Origin of the sequence: Dactylosporangium aurantiacum (genome assembly GCF_000716715.1) — a bacterium.
Taxonomy (GTDB): domain Bacteria; phylum Actinomycetota; class Actinomycetes; order Mycobacteriales; family Micromonosporaceae; genus Dactylosporangium; species Dactylosporangium aurantiacum.
The window spans coordinates 83,308-101,618 of sequence record NZ_JNYJ01000005.1; the positions used below are offsets into that span (position 1 = coordinate 83,308).

Genomic DNA, 18,311 nt, shown 5'->3' on the forward strand with positions numbered 1-18,311 from the left:
CCCGGACCCGCGGCGCCTACGACGACGACAGCGCCAGCTCCTGGCGCAGCAAGGTCCGCAAGAAGCGCAAGAACATGCCGCTGTGGCAGGAGCTGCCGCTGCTGCTGATCGTCGCGTTCTGCCTGGCGGTGCTCATCCGTACGTTCCTGGTGCAGGCGTTCTTCATCCCGTCGGGCTCGATGGAGGAGACCCTCCTCGTCGGCGACCGGGTGCTGGTCAACAAGGTGCTGTACGACATCCGCGAGCCCCAGCGGGGCGAGGTCGTCGTGTTCGAGGGCCCGGCCAACTGGGCGCCGGAGAACCAGGTCGACAAGGACGCCGGGTTCTTCGCCGAGCTCGGCCGCACCGTCGGCGACCTGGTCGGGTTCAGCCAGCCCGGCGAGAAGGACTTCATCAAGCGGGTCATCGGCCTGCCCGGCGACACCGTGTCCTGCTGCGACGTGCAGGGCCGGGTCTTCGTCAACGGGTACCCGCTGGACGAGTCGGCGTACGTCTACGAGGACTCGCCCCTGGACGCCACACCCAACCCGAAGCAGTGCACCGCGCGCCGGTTCGGCCCGATCAAGGTCGAGCCCGGGCAGATGTTCGTGATGGGCGACCACCGGGGCGTGTCGCAGGACTCCCGGTGCCAGGGCCAGGTGCCGATCGAGAACGTCATCGGCCGGGCCTTCGTCATCCTGTGGCCGAGCGGGCGATGGGACTGGCTGCCGGTGCCCGACACATTCAAGAACGTGCCGAAGGGTGCGGCGGGGCCGGCGGGCCCTAGAGTGACCAAGGCGCCCGAATTACCTTTGGTGCCCGATATGGTACTTGCCCCACTCGCGGTTTCTCTCACGGTTTCGACCCGTTCGGCGCGTCAGGAGCGGTTGAGGCGTCGCCGATGGTGACGAGCACGTACCCTTCAGGGCGTGATTGACGAGCAGACCAAGCGCCCCAACACGTTCTGGCGCGAGTTGCCCGTGCTGCTGGGCGTGGCGATCATCGTCGCTGTCGTGGTCCGGGCCTTCGTCCTGCAGACGTTCTACATCCCCTCCGAGTCGATGGAGAACACCCTCCTCATCCGCGACCGAGTGCTCGTCAACAAGCTCGTCTACGACTTCCGGTCCCCGCACCGGGGCGAGGTCATCGTCTTCGAGGCCCCCGACTCGTGGCGCAACGACCCGTCCGAGGAGGACTTCATCAAGCGGGTCATCGCCACTGGCGGCGACCACGTGGTCTGCTGCGACGACAAGCAGCGCATCACGGTCAACGGCAAGGCCCTCGACGAGACCTACATCTACGCCGACGAGAGCGGGCTGCAGGACCTCCCCAGCGAGGAGCAGTTCGACGTCACCGTCCCGGCGGGCCGGCTGTGGGTGATGGGGGACCACCGGTCGAGATCCGGCGACTCCCGGTACAACTTCCTGCGCCACAACAAGGACCCCATGCAGGCCACCATTTCCGAGGACGACGTGGTGGGCAGGGCGTTCGTGGTGTTCTGGCCGTTCTCCAGGGCGAAATGGCTCAGTGTGCCCGAAACCTTCGACAAGGTGCCGGCGCCGACAGCGAAGTGAGACGTCGTAGTCTCGTCGTATGACCCACGACGGGGGACACATCGACCGCCGGGCCGCGCGGGTGCTCCTGCTCGACCCGGACGGCCGCGTGCTGATGCTGCACGGCTGGGACCCCGCGCGCCCCGAACACACCTACTGGTTCACCGTCGGCGGCGGCCTGGAGCCGGGGGAGACCCTGCTCGAGGCCGCGGTCCGCGAGGCGTTCGAGGAGACGGGCCTGCGCTTCCGCGCCGACGAGATGGTCGGCCCGGTCCGCACCGACACCGTGTCGTTCCCCTTCGACGGCCACTGGTACTCCCAGGAGCAGTCGTTCTTCGTCGCGCGGGCCGCCGGCACGCAGATCGACCTGTCGCGGCTCAACGACGTGGAGCAGGGCTGCATCGACGAGGCCCGCTGGTGGTCCGCCGCGGCGCTGGAGACCACCGAGGACCGCTTCTACCCGCCGGACCTGCCCGACCTGCTGCGGGCGGTGGTCTGATGCTGGCCCCACCGCGCACCGTCGTGCACCGCGCCGCCGGCCTGTGGGCCCTGGAGCGGGCGCTACAGCGGCGTGGCTTCGAGCGGGTCGGCGGCGCCGACGAGGCCGGCCGGGGCGCCTGCGCCGGGCCGCTCGTGGTCGCCGCGGTCATCCTGCCGCAGGGCCGGCGCGGCGAGATCGAGGAGCTCAACGACTCGAAGCTGCTCACCGCCGCGGCCCGGGAGCGGATCTACGACGAGGTCGTCGCCCGCGCCACCGCCTGGTCGGTGGTGGTCATCCCGCCGGGCGAGATCGACCGCCGCGGCCTGCACGTGTCCAACCTCGCCGGCATGCGCCGCGCCTTCGCCGGCCTGGCCGAGCGCCCCGACTACGCCCTGACCGACGGCTTCCGCGTCGACGGCCTCGGCGCCCCCGGCCTCGCCGTGTGGAAGGGCGACCAGGTGGCGGCCTGTGTGGCCGCGGCGAGCGTGGTGGCGAAGGTCACCCGTGACCGGATCATGCGGGCGCTGCACACCGAGCACCCGCAATACGGCTTCGACGAGCACAAAGGCTATTGCACGCCGGTGCACCAGGCGGCGCTCGTGGCCCACGGCCCGTGCGCCGAGCACCGTTTCTCCTACGCGAACGTGGCGGCGGTGGGGCAGCGGAGGCCAAGGCGCGGTAACGTCGGCGTGGCGCCCGGCGAGGCCGCGACGGTGCCGGCGCAAGTGGGCGACAATGTGGCTATGGAAGGCGGACCGCGATGAGCGCCGAAGATCTCGAGAAGTACGAAACCGAGATGGAGCTCCAGCTCTACCGGGAGTATCGCGACATCGTCCGCCAGTTCTCCTACGTGGTGGAGACCGAGCGCCGGTTCTACCTGGCCAACCAGGTCGACCTGCACGTGCGCAACTCCGACGGCGAGGTCTACTTCGAGGTCGAGATGCACGACGCCTGGGTCTGGGACATGTACCGTCCCGCCCGGTTCGTGAAGAACGTGCGGGTGATGACCTTCAAGGACGTCAACGTCGAAGAGCTGGAGAAGCCCGACATCTCCCTGCCCGACAACGGCTTCGGCGGCTGACAGCCGCGTCCCCGGCCGGCTCGGCGCCTTCCTACCGGCGCCGGGTCGGCCGTGTCGCCTTCTGGTACAGGTAGTAGCCGCCGGCGATCACGATCAGGCCGAAGATCAGGTAGAACGCCAGCCCGAAGAGCAGCTTCACCAACCACCACGCGACCATCCCCACGAGGATGATCCCGGCCGTCACCAGCACCGCCCGCACGCCGTTCATCCGCCGATCTTCGCACGCCCGTCCACAAGCCCCACGCTGTCCACAGCCTGGCCGCCGGCCGGTTGCCGGTGAGGGCGGCGCTCAGCGAAGCTCCGCCGCATGCCGATGCGCCTGTTCGCTCTTGTACTGGTAGCGCTCTCGTTCGCTGGTCCGGCTGTCGCGCCCGCGCTGGCTGAGCGGTCGACGCTCGCGCGCCTGCTCACGGCGGCGGCTGCGGGGCCTCCGGAGGCCAGCGCCGCCCCCGATCGGGTCGGCGTCGTCCGCGTCCCTGTCGTCGCTGACGCTGTCGTCGCTGACCTTGTCGTCGCTGACGCTGTCGTCGCTGACGCTGTCGTCGCTGTCCCTGTCGTCGCTGTCCCTGTCGTCGCTGTCCCTGTCGTCGCTGTCCCTGCTGGCGTTGTCGCTGACCCTCTTGGCGTGATCGCTGTTTCCGTCCGCGGCGCCGCCGGTGCTGTCTGCGTTGTCTCCGGGGCTGATCGCGTTGCCCGCGGTCCGGGTCGGGTCGTTCCGGGTGATGTTCGCTTCGTCGCCGGTGCTGGTGGCTTCGTCGCCGGTATCAGTGGCTTCGTCCCTGGCGCTGTTCGCTGTGTCGGTGAGCCTGGTCGCCTGGTTTCCTGGACGGTTCGCCTGGTTGCTGTCCCTGGCGTGGCTCGCGTGGGTGCCGTTCCCGGCATGGTTCACCTGGGTGTCGTCCGTGGCGTGGTCCGCCCAGGTGTCATTCCTGGCGTGATCCGCCTGGGTGTCGTTCCTGGCGTGGTCCGCCTGGGTGTCGTTCCTGGCGTGGTCCGCCTGGGTGCTCCAGCCGGATCGGTGGGGGCTCGTGTCGCGCCGCTCGGCGGCCCGGTGGTGTTCCGCGGCCCGCCGGCCTTCGAGCGGGCCCCGGGGACCTTCCGCTGGCCGCTGGCGCCGCCGGTGGCCGTGACCCGGCGGTTCGAGCCACCGCCGGACCCGTACAAGGCCGGCCACCGCGGGGCGGACCTGCTCGGCACACCCGGCACGATGGTGCGCAGCGCCGGGCCGGGCGTGGTCGCCTTCGCCGGCATGGTCGCCGGGCGGCCGGTGGTGAGCGTGTCGCACCCGGGTGGCCTGCGCACCACGTACGAGCCCGTGGACGCCGTCATCCCGGCCGGCACGGTGGTGTCGGCGGGCACGCCGCTCGGCACGCTGCGGGCGGGACACGCCGGCTGCCCCGAGTCCGCCTGCCTGCACTGGGGCCTGCGCGCCGGGGACGTGTACCTCGACCCGCTGACCCTGCTCCGCCGAGGCCAGGTCCGCCTCCTCCCGTGGTGATCCTGTTCGGCGGTGCCGTCGACCGGTCGCGTAGGTGCTCCGCTGCGCTGCGGCTCACCCTCACGGCACTCCGCGCTGCCGGGCTCACCGCACTCTGCGCTGCCGGGCTCACCGCACTCTGCGCTGCCGGGCTCACGGCACTCTGCGCTGCCGGGCTCACCGCACTCCGCACCGTGAGGATGGCCGCGCTCATGGCACGCGGCGCTCCGGGCTGCGCCGGGAAGCGGCAGGGCTCACGGCACTCCGCTCCGCGGGAGCGGCCGGGCTCGTGGCAGCCCGCGCTCCGGGTTGCGTTCCGAGTGGCCGCGTTCACGACGCTTCGCAGGGATCGCGTGCCGGGATCGCGTGCCGGGATCGCGTGCCGGGATCGCGTGCCCCGGTTCCCGCCCGCTCCCGCAGTGACACCGCCGTGTCATGCCCAGCGACGCCGCCGCGTGCGGGCGGCCGACCGCCAGGACAGCCAGAGCACCGCCCGGAGGCCTCACCGCCGGATCGTGCCCCGAGCGGCGGCCCGCCCTCAGCCCAGCCCCGTCGGCGCCGGCCTTCCTACGGTGCCGGCCGGCTCACCGCGGTGCCGCTCGCCGAAACGTCCTCACCCACCGCAAGCTCAATCCCCGTCATGCCCAGCAACCTACCCCCGGGGTACGACACTTTCCCCTCAGCGCCGCAGCAGCTTCGGCAGGCCGTCCACGAGGCGCTGGAAGTCCTCGGCACGGTTGTACACCTGCGCCGACAACCGCAGGTAGCCCTTGCCGCGCCAGGCGTTGAGGCCGACCTCGGTGGTGAGCTCGTCCGAGATCCGGCGGCGCAGGGCGGCGGCCGCGGAAGGGTCGTCCGCCGCGCCGGGCGGCAACGGCACGACGGTCATCGGCAGCCCCGTGTGGGCGGGCACGGTCACACCCAGAGCGGCCGCGAGCAGCGCCTGGCCGTGCGCGGCGAGCGCGGCGTTGTGCCGGCGTACCGCATCCGCGCCCAGGGACCGCAGGACGAACAGGCCCGCGGGCGCGGCCAGCCAGGGCGTGTAGTCCCGGGCGCCGACCCACTCCAGGTTGCCGGGGAAGCCGGCGGGCTGGCTCCACGACACGACCAGCGGCCTGATCCGGGAACGCCAGCGGGGCGCCACCGAGAGCAGCGCCGTGCCGCGGGGGGTGTAGGCCCACTTGTGGAAGTTGCCGACCCAGAAGTCGGCGCCGACACCGGCCGCCGGCTCGTGCAGCAGGCCCGGCGCGTGCGCCGCGTCGACGAGGATCGCGACCCGCTCGCCGGCCCGGGCGCGGACCGCCTCGACGATCCGGCGGACCGGCAGCAGCCGCGCGGTCGGCGAGGTGATGTGGTCGACGATCAGCAGGCGGGTCCGGCCGGTGACGGCGTCCAGGACCGCGGCGACGGCGGTGTCGTCGTCCGGGGCGAGCGGCACCTGGGCCACCCGCCGCCGCGCGCCGGTCCGGCGGCAGCATTCGTCGACGGCGAGGTCGACGGCGCCGTACCCGTGATCGGTGGTGACGATCTCGTCGCCCGCGGAGAGGTCGAGGCCGGCCAGGACCGTCGCGGTGCCCGTGGTGGCGTTCTCGATCAGGGCGGAGCCGTCGGGGTCGGCGCCGACGAACGTGGCGAGGTGCCGGCGCACGTGCGCGATGCGCTCCTCCAGCCCGACGCTGAAGAAGCGGGGCGGGTTGGCCTCCATCTCGTCGCGCAGCCGCTGCTGGGTGCGCTGCACCGAGATCGGCACCATGCCGAACGAGCCGTGGTTGAACTGCGCGACCGCCGCGTCGTTGGAGAACAGCAGGCGCGCGCCGGGAATCGGCTCCGGTGCGGACACATCCACGATCTTAATGTCCGGGTCGGCGGCGCCGGGCCGCGTTGCGCGCAGTCATGCGCGGGGGTGGGCCTGCTCGTACGCCGACCGCAGCCGCTCGATCGAGACGTGTGTGTAGATCTGGGTGCTGGACAGCGAGGTGTGCCCCAGCAGCTCCTGCACCGAGCGCAGGTCGGCGCCGCCCTCCAGCAGGTGGGTCGCGGCGGAGTGGCGCAGGTCGTGCGGGGAGGTGTGGGGCAGGCCGGCGGCGCGGGCGTGGCCGTCGACGAGGCGGCGGGCCGCGGTGGGCTGCAACCGGCCGCCCCGGGCGCCGAGCAGCAGCGCGGCACCGCTGGCGGGTCCGGCGAGGGCCGGCCGGCCGTGCCGCAGCCACGCGGCGAGCGCCTGCTCGGCGGGCAGCCCGTAGGGCACCGCGCGTTCCTTGTCGCCCTTGCCGACGACCCGCACGACGCGCCGCATCCGGTCGACGTCACCGAGGTCGAGGCCGCAGAGCTCGCTGACGCGGATGCCGGTCGCGTACAGCAGCTCCAGGACCAGCCGGTCGCGCAGGCCGACGGCGTCGTCGCGGCCGGCCGGCGCCGTCACCAGGGTCTCGGCCTGGTCGGCACGCAGCACGGTCGGCAGGTCACGGTGCGCCTTCGGGCTGGCGAGGCGCTGGCCCGGGTCGGTGGCGAGGAGCCCTTCGCGGTGCGCCCAGCCGGTGAACGTCCTCGCCGCCGCGGCGTGCCTGGCCAGGCTGGTGCGGGCGGCGCCGGCGGCCCGGCGGCGGGCGAGCCAGCCGCGCAGCACCGCGAGCGTCAGGTCGCCGGGCGCGGCGACGCCGGCGCGGGTCGCGTGCGCGAGCAGGGAGACGACGTCGCCGACGTAGGCGCGCACGGTGTGCGCCGACCGGTTGCGCTCCGCGGCGAGGTGCCTGGCGAAGTCGTCGACCGCCGCGCGCATGGGCTCGGGCAGTTGCTCATGCGTCGCTCGTACGCCATCCGCCGCCGTCACTTGCGGCGCAACTGCTCTTCGAGGAAACGCTCGATCAGGCCACGGACCACCGCCGCCATGGTGAACCCGTGCTCGGAGCACCAGGCGCGCAGCTCGGCGTGCCGCTCCGCGGGCAGGCGGAACGTGACCAGCTGGCTCTCCTCACCCGCCGGCAGGACGCCGCCGAGGGCGCTGTGCGCGCCGGTCAGGGCCCCGGTGCGCAGCTCGACGGCCGCCGCGAGCAGGCTGCCGCTGCTGGCCTGCGACGGCGCGCCGCGGTCGAGGAGCCAGGCGGTGATCTCCTGGCGGGTGGTGGCGGGGAGCGTCTCGAGCAGCTCCACGAGCTTGTCGGCGGGAGCGGTCATGCCCTACACGATAGCGCCCGCTATCTCTGCGGCGGTATCGACGGACCACATTTCGAGGACTCGCACCCCTTGGATCTCTTCGAGCAGGCCGGGCAGCGAGCGGTCGATCACGACGCCGGGGACGCTGACGGTGAACTCGTCGGTGGCGACCGTGCCGTCGCGGCTCAGCACCCGCATCTGCCAGATGTCCACGCCGAGCCGGCCGAGCAGCGTGGTGACCTGTCCGAGGGAGCCGGGCCGGTCCGGGAGTTGCACGATCACGTGACGCAACGACATGCGGCAAGCCTGGCGACGCAGCGTTTCCCCGCAGTTACGACGCCACGTCGGTGCGCTTTCGGGGTGAGTCGTTGACTTCGTCAGAAGAACCGTTGACTCTGTCAACTATGACTATCGCAGCGGTACGGGAGTTCAACCGCTACTACACGAACCTGATCGGCGCGCTGCGGGCCGGACTGCTCGACTCGGCGTACTCGCTGGCCGAGGTGCGGGTGCTGTACGAGCTGGCCGTCGACCGGGCGCACGACACGGCCGAGCTGCGCAGAGTGCTGGACATCGACGCCGGGTACCTGAGCCGGATCCTGGGACGGCTGGAGGCCGACGGGCTCGTCGCGCGGTCCCGCTCCGCCGCGGACGCCCGCCGCCGCCGGATCGAGCTGACCCCGGCCGGGCGGGAGGCGTTCGCGGCGCTGGACGCCCGCTCGGAGGCGCAGATCGCCGGGCTGCTGACCGGCGTCGGGGAGGTCGACCGGCGGCGCCTGGTCGCGGCGATGACCACGATCCGGTCCGTGTTCGACGGTGTACCGGCGCCCCGCACCGTCGTGCTGCGCCAGCCGCTGCCCGGCGACCTCGGCTGGGTCGTGCAGCGCCACGGCGCGCTCTACGCCGCCGAGTACGGGCTCGACGCCACGTTCGAAGCGCTCGTCGCCCGGATCGTGGCCGACTACGCGACGGCGCACGACCCGCGTACCGAAGCGGGCTGGATCGCGGAGATCGACGGCACGCCGGTCGGTTCGATCTTCTGCGTGGCCGCCGGCGACGGGGTGGCCAAGCTCAGGCTGCTGTTCGTCGAGCCGTCGGCGCGGGGCGCGGGGGTCGGCCGGGCCCTGGTGCAGGAGTGCGTGCGGTTCGCGAAGCGGGTGGGGTACCGCGAGATGGTCCTGTACACGCACGACGTGCTGACCGCCGCGCGGCGCCTCTACGAGCAGGCCGGGTTCGAGCTGGAGAGCGCGACGCCGGCGTCGGTGTACGGGGTCGACGTGGTCGAGGAGCAGTGGCGGTTGTCACTGGCCTGACCCGGGTTATCCACAAGCGGCCAGTTGTCCACAGATCCGCCGCCGACGCCACCCGCCGCCCGGCGGATCGCGGCAGGCTGCCCGGCATGACCAACACGAACCAGATCGTGGGCCGCTTCGGCGAGCGCCTCGCCGTGCGGCACCTCATCGCCCGCGGCCTCGTCGTGCTCGACCGCAACTGGCGCTGCCCGTCCGGCGAGCTCGACGTGGTCGCCCGCGACGGGCCGCTGCTGGTGTTCGTCGAGGTCAAGACCCGCCGCGGCGGCAGGTTCGGGGCGCCGGCGGAGGCGGTCGATGCGCGCAAGGCCGTCCGGCTGCGCCGGCTGGCCGCCCGGTGGCTGGCCGAGCACGCCGGCGGGCGGCACCCGCAGGTCCGCTTCGACGTGGTGAGCATCCTGCTCGGCGGCGGCACCGTCGGCGTCGAGCACCTGCGTGGGGCGTTCTGATGGGCTACGCGCAGATCCGCTCGGTCGCCCTGCAGGGCGTCGTCGGGCAGGTGATCGTCGTCGAGGCCGACGTCGCGCCCGGCCTGCCGAGCCTCGTCGTGTCCGGCCTGCCCGACGCCGCGCTCACCGAGGCCCGCGACCGCATCCGGGCCGCCGTGCACAACTCCGGGGCCGTCTGGCCCCAGCAGCGCATCACCGTCAACCTGCTGCCGGCACACGTGCGCAAGCACGGCTCCGGCTTCGACACCGCCATGGCCCTCGCCGTCCTCGCCGCGGGTGCCAACCTGCCGACCGGGCTGCTGGTCGACGCCGTCGTCCTCGGCGAGCTCGGCCTGGACGGCACCCTGCGGCCCGTCCGCGGCGTCCTGCCGGCCGTGCTCGCGGCGAGCCGGGCCGGCGCCGGTCTCGTCGTCGTCCCGCCCGGCAACGTCGAGGAGGCCCGGCTGGTGCCCGACATCCGGGTCCGCGCCGCCGACTGCCTCGGCCGGATCATCGGGTTCGTGCACGGCACCGAGGCGCTGCTCGACCCGCCGCCCGGGACCCCACCGGCGCAGGCCGCCCCGGCCGACCTCGCCGACGTCCTCGGCCAGGAGCGCGGCCGCCGGGCCGTCGAGCTCGCCGCGGCGGGCCGGCACCACCTGGCGATGTTCGGCCCGCCCGGCGCCGGCAAGACGATGCTCGCCCAGCGGCTGCCCGGCATCCTGCCCGAGCTGACCGAGGAGGAGGCGATCGAGGTGACGGCGCTGCACTCGGTCGCCGGTGAGCTGCCGCCGGGCGCCGGCCTGATCCGCCGGGCGCCGCTGCAGGCGCCGCACCACACCGCCTCGATCGCCGCCCTGGTCGGCGGTGGCTCCGGCATCGCCAAGCCCGGCGCGATCAGCCTGGCCCACCGCGGCGTGCTGTTCCTCGACGAGTGCGCCGAGTTCGCCGCCAGCGCGCTCAACGCGCTGCGCGAGCCGCTGGAGCACGGCGAGGTGCGGCTGCGCCGCGTCCACGGCGAGACGGTCTACCCGGCCAACGCCCAGCTCGTCCTCGCCGCGAACCCGTGCCCCTGCGCCAGGCCCGGCGGCGACGCGATGTGCCAGTGCCCGCCGGGGGTGCGCATCCGGTACCGGTCCCGGCTCTCCGGGCCGCTGCTGGACCGGGTGGACCTGCAGGTCGACGTCGTGGCGGTGCGGTCGGCGGCGCTGTTCGACGCCGAGCCGGCCGAGCCGTCGGCGACGGTGGCGGTGCGGGTCGGGCGGGCCAGGCAGGCGGCGGCGGCCCGGTGGGCGCCGCACGCCCGGTCCAACGGGGAGGTCCCGGCCGCCGTCCTGCGCGCCGGGCGGTTCCGGCTGCCCCGCACCGTGCTGCGGCCGCTGTCCACCGCGATGGACCGCGGCCAGCTGTCCGCGCGCGGGCTGGACCGCATGACCAGGGTCGCGTGGACCGTCGCCGACCTCGACGGCCGCGACCGACCGGGCCTCGACGACGTCTACGAGGCACTCGAGATGCGATCAAGGAGAGGGCGATGAGCACCACCGACCGGGCCGCGCGGCTGGCGCTGGCCCACCTGGTCGAGCCCGGCAGCCGGGAGCTCGGCCTGCTGGTGCGCCGCGAAAGCGCGCCGGAGGCGCTGACCATGGCGTTGCACGGCGTCGGGGTCGGCGAGCCGCTCGCCGGCGCCGTCCAGGCCCGGCTCGACGCGGCCGGCCTGGGCCCGCGGACCGGCTCGGCCGACGCCTGGACCGCGCACGTCGCCGACACCCTCGCCGCCGCGATGACGCAACGGGCGGGCGAGCTCGGCGCCCGGATCGTCACGGCCGCCGACGACGAGTGGCCCGCCGCGCTCGACGACCTCACCCGGGTCAGCCGGGACGGCGACGCGCTGCGCCGCGACACCGACCCGCCGCTGTGCCTGTGGCTGCGCGGCCCGGTCCGCCTCGACGAGGTCCTGGAGCGGTCCGTGTCGGTGGTCGGGGCGCGCGCCGTGACGGGCTACGGGCAGTTCGTCGCCTCGGAGTTCGCGTTCGGGCTGGCGGAGCGCGGGTGGACGGTCGTGTCCGGCGGCGCGCTCGGCGTCGACGTCACCGCGCACCGGGGCGCCCTCGCCGCCGGGGGCGTGACCTGCGCCGTCCTGGCCTGCGGCATCGACCAGGTCTATCCGGTGTCCAACTCGGCGGTGTTCGAGCGGATCGCCGAGGAGGGGCTGCTCATCACCGAGTGGCCGCCGGGGACGCGGCCGCACAGGACCAGGTTCCTGACCCGCAACAGGGTCATCGCGGCGGCGACCCGGGGCACCGTGATGGTCGAGGCCGGTTCCCGCAGCGGCGCCCGCAACACGCTGAGCTACGCCCGCCGGCTGGAGCGCTCCGCCATGGTCGTGCCCGGCCCGGTGACCTCGGCGATGTCGGTCGGCTGCCACGTCGAGCTGCGCACCCCCGGCACGGTGCTGGTCACCCGGGTCGAGGAGATCGTGGAGGAGGTCGGCCACGTCGGTGAGCTCGCCGAGCCCATCCACGGCGAGGAGCGGCCCGAGGACGTCCTCGACGCGACCCAGGCCAGGGTCCTCGACGCGGTGGCGCCGCGGGCGGTCCGCACGGCGGAGGAGATCGCCGCAGTCGCCGGGGTGGCGGGGCGCGATGCCCGGCGCAGCCTGCCGGTGCTGGAGCAGCACGGGTTCGTCGTCAGCGCCGACGGCGGCTACCGCCTCGCCCCGCGGACCCGGCCGTGACGGCGCCGGCCGTCACGGGCGCCGGCGGCGGTGAGGGGCGCCGGCCGTGATGGGCGCCGGCGGCGGTGAGGGGCGCCGGCCGTGACGGGTGTCGGCGGCGGTGAGGGGCGCCGGCCGTGACGGGTGTCGGCGGCGGTGAGGGGCGCCGGCCGTGACGGGTGTCGGCGGTGGGTCAGAGGCGGGCGAGGCGGGTGATCGCTTCCTCGATGACCTCGTCGCGCTTGCAGAAGGCGAACCGCACGATGTGCCGGCCGGCGGTCGCGTCGTCGTAGAAGACCTGGGTGGGCACCGCGACCACGCCGCAGCGCTCCGGCAGGGCCAGGCAGAAGTCGACGCCGTCGGTGCCGCCGAGCGGGGTGATGTCGGCGGTGACGAAGTAGGTGCCCTCCGAGCGCAGGACCGCGAAGCCGGCCGCGGTCAGGCCCTCGCACAGCCGGTCGCGCTTGCGCTGCAGGTCGTCTCGGAAGGCTTCGTAGTAGGACGGCGGGGAGTCCAGGGCGACGGCCACCGCGGGCTGGAGCGGGCCCGCGTTGACGAAGGTGAGGAACTGCTTGACCCGCAGCGCGGCGGAGACCAGGTCGCGGGGGCCGCAGATCCAGCCGATCTTCCAGCCGGTGCAGGAGAAGGTCTTGCCGGCCGAGGAGATCTGCAGCGTGCGGGCCCGCATGCCCGGCAGCGACGCGATCGGCATGTGCGGGGCGTCGGCGTCGGTGAAGACGAGGTGCTCGTAGACCTCGTCGGTGACGGCGACCGCGTCGAACTCCTCGCAGAGGGCGGCGATCTGGGCCAGCTCGTCGGGGGTGAAGACCTTGCCGGTCGGGTTGTGCGGAGAGTTGAGCAGCACCAGCCGGGTCCGCGGGCCGAAGGCGGCGCGCAGCTCGGCCGGGTCGAAGCCGTAGCCGCCGGCGTGCGCACGCAGGGTCACCGGGCGGCGCACGGCGCCGGCGAGGGCGATCGAGGCGGCGTAGGAGTCGTAGTAGGGCTCGAAGCACACGACCTCGTCGCCGGCCTCGCACAGGGCGAGGATGCTGGCCGCGATCGCCTCGGTGGCGCCGGCCGTGACGATGATCTCGCCGTCGGGGTCGTAGTCCAGACCCCAGAAGGCCTTCTGGTGCGCGGAGACCGCGGCGCGCAGCTCGGGGACGCCGGGGCCCGGCGGGTACTGGTTGCGTCCGCCGTGGATCGCCGCGGCGGCCGCGTCGAGCATGGCGGCGGGGCCGTCGGTGTCCGGGAAGCCCTGGCCGAGGTTGACCGAGCCGGTCCGCACCGCGAGTGCCGACATCTCCGCGAAGATGGTCGTGCCGAAGGGGCGCATCCGGGCGACGAGTTGATCACGGGTGGCGTCAGTCACCCACCGAGTATGCGACGCGGGTCACTGTCAGGTTCTCCCAGGATCGTGGAGTGGCGAGGATCATCCGGAGCGCCTACCGTGACGGACCGTGGATGGACGCCGGAACTACGCCCCGGACCCGGATGCGGAACCCCGCTGGTACCCGGACGACCGTGGATATGACGATCGCGGCCGTGACGACCGCCGTGACGACCGGCGGGACGACCGCCTCGACGACCGCCTGGACGACCGTCGCGACGAGCGGGGCTACGGGGACGACCGCGGGTACACGCCGACGCGGTACGCCGACGACCGCGAGTACGACGACGGCTACCGGGTCCCCGAGCCGCGCGGCGCGTCCCGCGGCTACGGCGGCGACCCGTTGTCGTACGGCGACAGCCCGAGCGGCGTGTTCAGCGGCTCGCTGCAGGCCGCGCCCGGCGCCGGGCCGGAGATCGGCGACGTCGAGTCGGTGTCCCGGTCCCGGCGTTCCGAGGCGATCGACCGCAGCGCGCTGCAGCGGCCCGTGTCGGGTGGGGCGCCGGGCGCTGCCGCCGCCCCGCCGGTGGCGCCCGCCGCGGTGACGGTGCCGACGCCGCCGGCGAGCTTCGGTCAGCAGTCGAGCCCGCTGGGCGCGGCGAGCCCGCTGGGCGCGGCGAGCCCGCTGGGCGCGGCGAGCCCGCTGGCGCAGGCGGGGTCGTTGGGGCAGGCGGGTCAGCCGGGTCACCAGAACGCGTTCGCCGCGCCGACCGCCCTGACCGCCGCGGTGCCGCCACCGGCGGCGGCCGCCGAGCCGGGTGGCGCCGTGTACCGCTCGAAGCGCCCGGGCCTGGCCGTCGCGCTGGTGGTGCTCACGGTCGTGTTCGAGCTGCCGGTGCTGCGGCTGTTCCTGACCGCGGTGACCGCCGACAAGATCGAGGCGGCGGGCACCCTCGCGAGCATCTTCATGATCCTGGGCCTGCCGATGTTCGCCCTCGGCCTGTACGGCCTGATCGGCGGCGCGGCGGGTGCCGCGGCCGGCGCGCGGGCCTGGGCGCGCACGCCGCTGGCGTACCTGCCGATCGCCGTCGTGCTGTTCGTCGCGGCGGCGCTGTCCACCTGACCGTCCGAGGGTCGGCCTGACCGGCCGGGGGAGCGCCGGCACGTCCACGCGGCGCCCACCCTGGCCGTTCCGGACCGGCCGTCGGATCGGCCCGGGCCGGTCGGCGAGCGGTCCGTCCGCACGGCATCGTGGCACGCCATCCGCACGGCACCGCGGCACGTGCTCCGTGCGGGACCGCGGCACGCGCACGGATCGACGCTCCGTGATGCGAGGGCCACCCGCTCCGTGAGCGCTTTGTCCTGGAAACCACCGCAAAGGGCGGCCGGGCCTGCCCCGAAAAGCGGCATCCGGGGGCGGATTCGTGAGTCGGCCGCCGCTGCGCGTACACTTCCGAACGGCGACCGTGCACGCACGGTCGACCTCGCGCGCCCTCCCGCAGCCCGCCGCTTTCTCGCGCCGGGCGAGAGAAACAGGGCGGCGGCCGCCCTGGTCCCGATCCACAGCCCCGTGCTGACTCGGGTGAGACGGCCGACGACCGGGCGCCAGGACGGCGGACCGACCGGGCCGCCGTGTCAACCAGGATCGAAAGGATCCCGCGAACATGGCTGTGACCATGCGCCAGCTGCTGGAAAGCGGCGTGCACTTCGGGCACCAGACCCGCCGTTGGAACCCGAAGATGAAGCGCTTCATCTTCACCGAGCGCAACGGCATCTACATCATCGACCTGCGCCAGACGCTGGACTACATCGACAAGGCCTACGACTTCATCCGCAACACCGTCGCCGAGGGCGGCTCGGTGCTGTTCGTGGGCACCAAGAAGCAGGCGCAGGAGGCGATCGCCGAGCAGGCGACGCGTGTCGGTCAGCCGTATGTCAACCACCGCTGGCTGGGTGGCATGCTGACCAACTTCCAGACCGTCTACAAGCGGCTGCAGCGGATGAAGGAGCTCGAGTCCCTCGACCTCACCGGCACCGCGCAGGGCTACACCAAGAAGGAGACGCTGCAGCTGTCGCGCGAGCAGACCAAGCTGAGCCGCACGCTCGGTGGTCTGCGCGACATGCAGAAGCTCCCTTCGGCGATCTGGGTGATCGACACCAAGAAGGAGCACATCGCGGTTGACGAGGCCCGCAAGCTGGGCATCCCGGTCATCGCGGTGCTCGACACCAACTGCGACCCCGACGAGGTCGACTTCCCGATCCCGGGCAACGACGACGCCATCCGCTCCGCCGCGCTGCTGACCCGCGTGGTCGCCGACGCGGTCGCGGACGGTCTCATCGCCCGGTCGGGCCGTGCCACCCGCGCCGACCAGAAGCCCGAGCCGGGCGTCGTGGCCGGCGACGAGCCGCTCGCCGAGTGGGAGCGTGAGCTGCTCGAGGGTGCCAAGCCCGACGACGCCGCTCCCGCCGCCGAACCCACCCAGGCCTGACAGCGCGAACTCAAGCGAGAGAGAGTCATGTCCAACTTCACCGCCGCGGACGTCAAGCGACTCCGCGATCTGACCGGCTCCGGCATGATGGACTGCAAGAAGGCGCTCGAGGAGGCCGAGGGCGACTTCGACAAGGCCGTTGAGCTGCTGCGTATCAAGGGCGCGAAGGACGTCGGCAAGCGTGCCGGCCGCACCACCGCCAACGGCCTCGTCGCGCACTACGGCTCGGGTCTGGTCGAGATCAACTGCGAGACCGACTTCGTCGCCAAGAACGAGGCGTTCGTCGAGCTGGGCCAGAAGCTGGCCAAGCACATCGACGAGACGAAGCCGGCCGACGTCGAGGCCCTGCTGGGCTCGAAGCTCGGTGACAGCACGGTGGCCGAGCTGATCCAGACCGAGTCGGCGCGCATCGGCGAGAAGCTCGTCGTCAACCGCCTCGCGGTGCTGGGCTCGCCGGTGGCGATCTACATGCACCGCAAGAGCCCGGACCTGCCGCCGCAGGTCGGCGTCGCGGTCGAGTTCAGCGGCAAGGACGACGAGGCCGCCGTCGCCGACGCCCGTGGCGTCGCGATGCAGATCGCGGCCATGCGGCCGAAGTACCTGACCCGTGACGCCGTCCCGGCGGACGTGGTCGAGTCGGAGCGCCGCATCGCCGAGCAGACCGCTCGCGAGGAGGGCAAGCCGGAGGGCGCCCTGCCGAAGATCATCGAGGGCCGGGTCAACGGCTTCTTCAAGGACTTCGTCCTCGTCGAGCAGCCGTCGGTCAGCGACAACAAGAAGACCGTCAAGCAGGTGCTGGCCGAAGCCGGCATCGAGGTGACGCGGTTCGTCCACTTCGAGGTCGGCCAGGCCTGATAGCAGGGCGCGGAGGGGGTCACGGAATCCACACTGGAGGCCGGGACCCCCTCGTCATATCCCCTTTCAGCGGCAGAACGGACACGGAGAGGTTGCCCAGATGACGCACACCGCTGTGGAAGCGGCAAGGCAGGCACTGACGCCGGCCCCGATCGGGGTACGGCGCGTCGTGCTCAAGCTCTCCGGTGAGGTGTTCGGCGGCGGCGCGGTCGGTGTCGACCCGACCGTGGTGCGGCACATGGCCACCCAGATCGCGACCGTGGTCCGCCGCGGCGTCCAGGTCGCCGTGGTCGTCGGCGGCGGCAACTTCTTCCGCGGCGCGGAACTGTCCCGCGCGGGCATGGACCGCTCCCGCGCCGACTACATGGGCATGCTCGGCACCGTCATGAACTGCCTCGCGCTGCAGGACTTCCTGGAGAAGGAAGGCATCGACACGCGGGTGCAGAGCGCGATCAGCATGGCGCAGGTCGCCGAGCCGTACATCCCGCGCCGGGCGATCCGTCACATGGAGAAGGGGCGGGTCGTGATCTTCGGCGCCGGGGCCGGCATGCCGTACTTCTCGACCGACACCGTCGCCGTGCAGCGCGCGCTGGAGATCCACGCCCACACGGTCCTGATGAGCAAGAACGGTGTCGACGGCGTGTACACGGCCGACCCGCGCACCGACCCGACGGCGCGCAAGCTCGACAGCCTGACCTTCGCCGAGGCCCTGCTGCAGGGCCTGCGGGTCGTCGACCAGACCGCGTTCAGCCTCTGCCAGGAAAACGCGCTGCCGATGCTCGTCTTCGGCGCCGAGGGGGAGGACAGCGTGGCTCGCGCGTTGAGTGGTGAGAGGATCGGCACGCTCATCACCGCCGAGCCCATCCCGGATCGAGGAGGAAAGACCACGTGATCGAAGAAGCACTCTTCGAGGCCGAAGAGAAGATGGAGCGCGCGATCGAGCACGCCAAGGAGGAGTTCGCGGTCATCCGGACCGGCCGAGCCACCCCCGCGATGTTCGGCAAGGTGATGGTCGACTACTACGGCACGCCCACCCCGCTGCCGCAGATGTCGTCGATCGCCATCCCGGAGCCGCGTATGGCGATCATCAAGCCGTACGACGCGAGCGTGATCGGCGCCATGGAGCGGGCCATCCGCGACTCGGACCTGGGGGTCAACCCGAACAACGAGGGTACCCAGATCCGGATCAACCTGCCGCAGATGACCGAGGAACGCCGCCGCGAGATGATCAAGATCGCCAGGCAGAAGGCCGAGGACGCGCGCGTCGCCGTGCGCAACGTGCGCCGCAAGGCCAAGGAGGAGCTCGACCGCATCGTCAAGGACGGCGAGGCGGGTGAGGACGACGGGCGCCGCGGCGAGAAGGAGCTCGACGACCTGACGCACAGGTTCGTCGCCCAGATCGACGAGCTGCTCAAGCACAAGGAATCAGAGCTCCTCGAGGTCTGATGACGGCCCCCGGTAA

General features: G+C 73.0%; 22 protein-coding genes. 15 read left to right on the plus strand and 7 right to left on the minus strand.

The window, feature by feature from the left end:
* Window positions 1-74: 74 nt before the first annotated feature.
* From lepB (OP18_RS60345) to OP18_RS06530, 5 genes are read left to right on the plus strand one after another with little or no spacing between them, the layout of a single operon-like run.
* A complete protein-coding gene (lepB, locus tag OP18_RS60345) occupies window positions 75-887 on the plus strand; it encodes a signal peptidase I (protein ID WP_081970439.1) in 813 nt (270 codons plus the stop codon).
* A 21-nt stretch (window positions 888-908) separates the two neighbouring features.
* Window positions 909-1,553 carry a signal peptidase I gene (gene lepB, locus OP18_RS06515; protein ID WP_033357829.1) on the plus strand — a complete coding sequence of 215 codons (645 nt, stop codon included), beginning with the start codon at window positions 909-911 and terminating at the stop codon, window positions 1,551-1,553.
* A gap of 19 nt (window positions 1,554-1,572) precedes the next feature.
* Window positions 1,573-2,031, plus strand: a complete 459-nt coding sequence (locus OP18_RS06520) for an NUDIX hydrolase (protein ID WP_033357830.1) — start codon at window positions 1,573-1,575, stop codon at window positions 2,029-2,031.
* Entirely contained in the window at window positions 2,031-2,777 is a 747-nt protein-coding gene (locus OP18_RS06525) for a ribonuclease HII (protein WP_033357831.1), read from the plus strand. The genes OP18_RS06520 and OP18_RS06525 overlap by 1 nt, the downstream gene beginning before the upstream one ends.
* Entirely contained in the window at window positions 2,774-3,094 is a 321-nt protein-coding gene (locus OP18_RS06530; protein WP_033357832.1) for a DUF2469 domain-containing protein, read from the plus strand. Before OP18_RS06525 ends, OP18_RS06530 begins: the two co-directional genes overlap by 4 nt.
* A gap of 31 nt (window positions 3,095-3,125) precedes the next feature.
* Here OP18_RS06530 and OP18_RS56835 read toward each other — a convergent pair whose 3' ends face one another.
* Together OP18_RS56835 and OP18_RS56840 are read right to left on the minus strand one after the other, a co-directional pair.
* Window positions 3,126-3,302, minus strand: coding sequence for a hypothetical protein (locus tag OP18_RS56835; RefSeq protein WP_156089325.1), 177 nt, complete (start codon window positions 3,300-3,302; stop codon window positions 3,126-3,128).
* Between the two features lie 81 nt (window positions 3,303-3,383).
* Complete coding sequence (locus OP18_RS56840) at window positions 3,384-3,983, minus strand: hypothetical protein (RefSeq protein ID WP_033357833.1); 600 nt, start codon at window positions 3,981-3,983, stop codon at window positions 3,384-3,386.
* A 129-nt stretch (window positions 3,984-4,112) separates the two neighbouring features.
* On the opposite strand from OP18_RS56840, the gene OP18_RS54835 reads away from it, so the two are divergent.
* A complete protein-coding gene (locus OP18_RS54835; protein WP_313900952.1) occupies window positions 4,113-4,592 on the plus strand; it encodes a murein hydrolase activator EnvC family protein in 480 nt (159 codons plus the stop codon).
* A gap of 658 nt (window positions 4,593-5,250) precedes the next feature.
* Here OP18_RS54835 and OP18_RS06545 read toward each other — a convergent pair.
* From OP18_RS06545 to OP18_RS06560, 4 genes are read right to left on the minus strand one after another with little or no spacing between them, the layout of a single operon-like run.
* Window positions 5,251-6,411 carry an aminotransferase class V-fold PLP-dependent enzyme gene (locus OP18_RS06545; RefSeq protein WP_052386305.1) on the minus strand — a complete coding sequence of 387 codons (1,161 nt, stop codon included), beginning with the start codon at window positions 6,409-6,411 and terminating at the stop codon, window positions 5,251-5,253.
* Between the two features lie 51 nt (window positions 6,412-6,462).
* Entirely contained in the window at window positions 6,463-7,350 is an 888-nt protein-coding gene (locus OP18_RS06550; protein WP_052386306.1) for a tyrosine recombinase XerC, read from the minus strand.
* A gap of 47 nt (window positions 7,351-7,397) precedes the next feature.
* Complete coding sequence (locus OP18_RS06555; protein ID WP_033357836.1) at window positions 7,398-7,745, minus strand: hypothetical protein; 348 nt, start codon at window positions 7,743-7,745, stop codon at window positions 7,398-7,400.
* Window positions 7,746-7,748: 3 nt separating this feature from the next.
* Complete coding sequence (locus tag OP18_RS06560) at window positions 7,749-8,021, minus strand: ACT domain-containing protein (protein ID WP_033357837.1); 273 nt, start codon at window positions 8,019-8,021, stop codon at window positions 7,749-7,751.
* Window positions 8,022-8,128: 107 nt separating this feature from the next.
* Here OP18_RS06560 and OP18_RS62460 point away from each other — a divergent pair, with 107 nt between their 5' ends.
* The 4 genes from OP18_RS62460 to dprA all read left to right on the plus strand — a co-directional run bounded on the left by OP18_RS62460 (window position 8,129) and on the right by dprA (window position 12,196).
* Window positions 8,129-9,037 (plus strand): bifunctional helix-turn-helix transcriptional regulator/GNAT family N-acetyltransferase, encoded by a 909-nt coding sequence (locus OP18_RS62460; RefSeq protein ID WP_156089326.1) that lies wholly within the window; start codon window positions 8,129-8,131, stop codon window positions 9,035-9,037.
* A gap of 86 nt (window positions 9,038-9,123) precedes the next feature.
* The gene (locus tag OP18_RS06570; protein WP_033357838.1) at window positions 9,124-9,483 is read left to right on the plus strand and encodes a YraN family protein; all 360 of its coding nucleotides are present in this window, start codon (window positions 9,124-9,126) and stop codon (window positions 9,481-9,483) included.
* The gene (locus OP18_RS06575; RefSeq protein WP_033357839.1) at window positions 9,483-10,997 is read left to right on the plus strand and encodes a YifB family Mg chelatase-like AAA ATPase; all 1,515 of its coding nucleotides are present in this window, start codon (window positions 9,483-9,485) and stop codon (window positions 10,995-10,997) included. The genes OP18_RS06570 and OP18_RS06575 overlap by 1 nt, the downstream gene beginning before the upstream one ends.
* Window positions 10,994-12,196 (plus strand): DNA-processing protein DprA, encoded by a 1,203-nt coding sequence (dprA, locus tag OP18_RS06580; RefSeq protein WP_033357840.1) that lies wholly within the window; start codon window positions 10,994-10,996, stop codon window positions 12,194-12,196. The genes OP18_RS06575 and dprA overlap by 4 nt, the downstream gene beginning before the upstream one ends.
* Window positions 12,197-12,368: 172 nt before the next feature.
* Here the strand turns inward: dprA and OP18_RS06585 are convergent, their stop codons facing one another.
* The gene (locus tag OP18_RS06585) at window positions 12,369-13,547 is read right to left on the minus strand and encodes a pyridoxal phosphate-dependent aminotransferase (protein WP_081970443.1); all 1,179 of its coding nucleotides are present in this window, start codon (window positions 13,545-13,547) and stop codon (window positions 12,369-12,371) included.
* 88 nt (window positions 13,548-13,635) lie between these two features.
* Between OP18_RS06585 and OP18_RS06590 the strand changes: the two genes are divergently transcribed.
* The 5 genes from OP18_RS06590 (at window position 13,636) to frr (ending at window position 18,295) form a co-directional block, all read left to right on the plus strand.
* Window positions 13,636-14,628 carry a hypothetical protein gene (locus tag OP18_RS06590; protein WP_033357842.1) on the plus strand — a complete coding sequence of 331 codons (993 nt, stop codon included), beginning with the start codon at window positions 13,636-13,638 and terminating at the stop codon, window positions 14,626-14,628.
* Window positions 14,629-15,169: 541 nt separating this feature from the next.
* Window positions 15,170-15,994, plus strand: a complete 825-nt coding sequence (rpsB, locus tag OP18_RS06595) for a 30S ribosomal protein S2 (protein ID WP_033357843.1) — start codon at window positions 15,170-15,172, stop codon at window positions 15,992-15,994.
* A 27-nt stretch (window positions 15,995-16,021) separates the two neighbouring features.
* The gene (gene tsf, locus OP18_RS06600; RefSeq protein WP_033357844.1) at window positions 16,022-16,849 is read left to right on the plus strand and encodes a translation elongation factor Ts; all 828 of its coding nucleotides are present in this window, start codon (window positions 16,022-16,024) and stop codon (window positions 16,847-16,849) included.
* Window positions 16,850-16,949: 100 nt separating this feature from the next.
* Window positions 16,950-17,741: a UMP kinase gene (gene pyrH, locus OP18_RS06605; RefSeq protein ID WP_052386308.1), complete on the plus strand. Its 792-nt coding sequence runs from the start codon at window positions 16,950-16,952 to the stop codon at window positions 17,739-17,741.
* Window positions 17,738-18,295: a ribosome recycling factor gene (frr, locus tag OP18_RS06610; protein WP_033357845.1), complete on the plus strand. Its 558-nt coding sequence runs from the start codon at window positions 17,738-17,740 to the stop codon at window positions 18,293-18,295. Before pyrH ends, frr begins: the two co-directional genes overlap by 4 nt.
* The last annotated feature ends 16 nt before the right edge of the window (window positions 18,296-18,311 follow it).